The following is a 3009-nucleotide window of genomic DNA, read 5'->3' as shown; positions in this document are numbered from 1 at the left end:
TTCCGGGGGGACCACGGCAGTCGCTCATGGGGGAAACCCCCGCATGAAGGCGCTGCCTCCCCAAGACCGCGCTGCCTCCCCAAGACCGCTTAGGTGCCCTTGACCCGTAATTTAATTCGCCACGGGTCGCACCTCTGCATCGCTACACCAACAAGTTACAAGGGTTTGATCTGGTTGGTGATCACTACAAACCCGCAGTGCTAAATCAGGGCAGGTTACTGATGCCGGAGTTGGGATTAAGTTTAGGTTTGTGGCGTGGCAGTTTTCGCGATATCCCTCGATTATGGTTACGCTGGATAACCCTTAAGGGGAATTTGATTCCTCTAGCAAGCGAGGAGTTGGCACAAGCTAAGCAACGAGCAGAACGTTTGGCGGCGCGACTGCGTGAGTTAGGTATTAATCTAGACCAATTGGATTAAGTTGCTGTCTTAATGCAGTCGCGAATCGGAGAAACCCCTACAGGTCGGCGCTGCATTGCTGTTAAGGATTTGTGCGAACGCGCCCCGCGTGGCCTACGGCCAATCGCATTTTCACAACAATCACTGCATCAATGGCCAGTACTTTTAGTTCAGATGAGGATTCACCTGTCAAAACTACCCAGAGAATTGTCTTACAAAACGTCAGTTGGCAGACGTACAAGGCGCTATTGGCAGACTTAGGAGATCATCGAGCCTCGCGTCTTGCCTATGCTCAAGGAATGCTAGAAATCACGATGCCCTCAGATCGCCATGAGACATACAAGCAGCTGCTAGAACGGATGGTGAATACCTTAACCGAAGAACTTAATCTTCGGGTCAAAGGGTTTGCTTCTACAACCCTGAATCGGGAGGATTTAGAGCATGGTGCAGAACCTGACTCTTGCTACTACATCGGCAATGTTGACTGTATTCAAGGCAGGACAGTAGATTTAGCCAATGATCCTCCACCAGACTTGGTGATTGAAGTCGATATTACCAGTTCATCCAGTCGGCGATTTGGGATTTACAAGCAGATAGGAGTGCCTGAAGTTTGGCGTTATATAGGACAAACTGTAGAAATTTACCGGCTGCAAAATGGAGAATATGTTCGTTGTCAGGACAATTTCACCTTTGAGATTCTCTCTGTAGAGATTATCAATCAGTTTTTGCAGCAGGCAGAAACCCAGGATGACACTACCATGATTTTAGCTTGGCGTAAATGGGTGAGGGAAAATCTACCAGAAGATTAACGTTGCGGCTTAAGTATTTGCTTTTAAGGCATTGCTGAATAGAGTATTCAGCAACGCCTTAATGAGGATTATTAAGGCGTTGCAACCTAAACTTATCCTGGAATTTATACAGACTGAGATTTCTAGCTTAGATTAGGGACTTGCGTCTAAAAAAAATCCCCATTAAAGTAGGGTGGGCCAAGTAATCTAATCTAGAATACTCAAAAAAACAAACTGTTTTTGCCCACCCTACAAGCTGATATTTCTAGCTTAGATTACAAGAGCCATACTAGTTATTAAGATAAAGCACGATTAGCGCGCTCTGGCTCATGGCGTAATCAACCGTTGGTGGAGATCAAGACTCTTTGTCCCATTCAACATCTTCTTTCTTTGCCTCGGTAACAGCACGTTCTAGAAGGTAAGCAGCAAGGTTCGATAGAGGGCGTCCATCGTAATCAGCCCATCGCTGTAAATCGTCTGCAATCCGGTCTGGTAAGGTTACTTGTATACGTTTGCTCATAATCTCTATTATAAGTTCAACTGTTATTTGATGTCAAAATTTACCTGATTTGTACTTAAAATGTATTTTTTGATACATAAAAGTATAATATTGATGTAATTACCAGCAAGTTTCCTATGGTAGAAACAGTTAGAGAAAAAAGCGATCAGCCTCCTACCTATCAGCAAGCCTTAGACGAATTCGGCATCACACAACTGTTGTCCCATTTGAAGCACTACGGCGATGCCGACTTCAATGCAGAGTCAATGGATATAGAAGAACCAGAACTAAAAACTCTAGCTACCGTCCTCATCCAGCACCTAACTCAGAATCTGACCGGAAAACTGATAGCCAGTTATTTAAATACCATCCGCGAGGTCGAATCAGATATAGTGTTTGACCCCATTAAAACAGAAATCGCGCCACCATCAATAGACCCCCCAGCTACTTGGAACCCTAAAGCAACACCCCGTTATCAAACAGGCTCACCCATTAGGTGGCGACCTCTAAACGGTCAAATGGACTGGGGTGTTGTGATTGGATTCTTCTACGCCTACGCCAGGCATCAATGCCAATGGGCAATTTGCTACCTGATCTGGCTTGACAAAGACTCCCCTAGTGCAGCTTGGATCGTTGCTGACACCGCTTGGGAAGAAGACATTGAACCTCGGCATCCTAAGCGTACGGTAACAACCAACTATCAAGATTCCTATTCTTGGACTTGCACTGAGGCTCTTGGCCCTAGAAATTATTTGAAATCCCCCAATGTGCTACGAACTCCCTCTGGGAGATACCGTTTCGATGATCAATATAGAACCCCTCCCCGGACTCTAACTCAACGAGAGCAAGATCTAATTGAACTCTACAGCAACTGCCAACTGGGTATGACTCCTAGACAATTCTATCATAAATGGGATGTGAATTACGAACAAATCGCTAGTATCTGCTCTCGCTCAACTGCCACCGTTCAGCGCTGGTTTTCCAGCGGTCACAACTATCGCCGCCCCCAGCCAATTGATTTGCGCCATCTTGCCCTGATGGATTTTCTCTTGGAGCATTTTGAGGAGATTCCCCAGGTAATTAGGAATTTGCTATGTCCTGATCATCAACAGCAAATTGGGGATGGGTAATGGGTAATGGCTAACAGATATAGCAGAAGTCAGAAGTCAGAAGTCAGAAGTCAGAAGTCAAACTCTTGCGCTTACAAAGGGTGTGAGACTAATGTCGATGTCCTAACTGCCCTGTCAGCCATGCAAAGCGCGAGTGGGGGAAACCACGCCAGTTGCTCATGGGGGGAACCCCCAAGACCGCACTGGCTCCCCAA

5 protein-coding genes are annotated in these 3009 nt (G+C 46.1%); 4 read left to right on the top strand and 1 reads right to left on the bottom strand.

Features of this window, described 5'->3' with window-relative positions:
• Positions 1 to 197: 197 nt before the first annotated feature.
• Both F6K20_RS31830 and F6K20_RS31825 read left to right on the top strand, forming a co-directional pair.
• Positions 198 to 419 carry a hypothetical protein gene (locus F6K20_RS31830; RefSeq protein ID WP_131827088.1) on the top strand — a complete coding sequence of 74 codons (222 nt, stop codon included), beginning with the start codon at positions 198 to 200 and terminating at the stop codon, positions 417 to 419.
• A gap of 131 nt (positions 420 to 550) precedes the next feature.
• On the top strand, positions 551 to 1207 hold the full coding sequence (locus F6K20_RS31825; protein WP_008185996.1) for a Uma2 family endonuclease: 657 nt from the start codon (positions 551 to 553) through the stop codon (positions 1205 to 1207).
• A gap of 334 nt (positions 1208 to 1541) precedes the next feature.
• On the opposite strand, the gene F6K20_RS31820 is transcribed toward F6K20_RS31825, so the two are convergent.
• Positions 1542 to 1706, bottom strand: a complete 165-nt coding sequence (locus tag F6K20_RS31820) for a ribbon-helix-helix domain-containing protein (RefSeq protein WP_008185997.1) — start codon at positions 1704 to 1706, stop codon at positions 1542 to 1544.
• Between the two features lie 116 nt (positions 1707 to 1822).
• Between F6K20_RS31820 and F6K20_RS31815 the strand changes: the two genes are divergently transcribed.
• Together F6K20_RS31815 and F6K20_RS31810 are read left to right on the top strand one after the other, a co-directional pair.
• Positions 1823 to 2815 carry a hypothetical protein gene (locus F6K20_RS31815; RefSeq protein WP_008185998.1) on the top strand — a complete coding sequence of 331 codons (993 nt, stop codon included), beginning with the start codon at positions 1823 to 1825 and terminating at the stop codon, positions 2813 to 2815.
• Between the two features lie 6 nt (positions 2816 to 2821).
• Positions 2822 to 3009: hypothetical protein (locus F6K20_RS31810; RefSeq protein ID WP_287297417.1), on the top strand; the 188-nt coding region annotated here is incomplete at its 3' end.

It is taken from the genome of Moorena sp. SIO2C4 (assembly GCF_010672485.1).
Taxonomy (GTDB): Bacteria; Cyanobacteriota; Cyanobacteriia; order Cyanobacteriales; family Coleofasciculaceae; genus Moorena; species Moorena producens.
The sequence above is the reverse complement of the archived record's forward strand: the minus strand, read 5'-3'. Positions and strand labels throughout refer to the sequence as shown.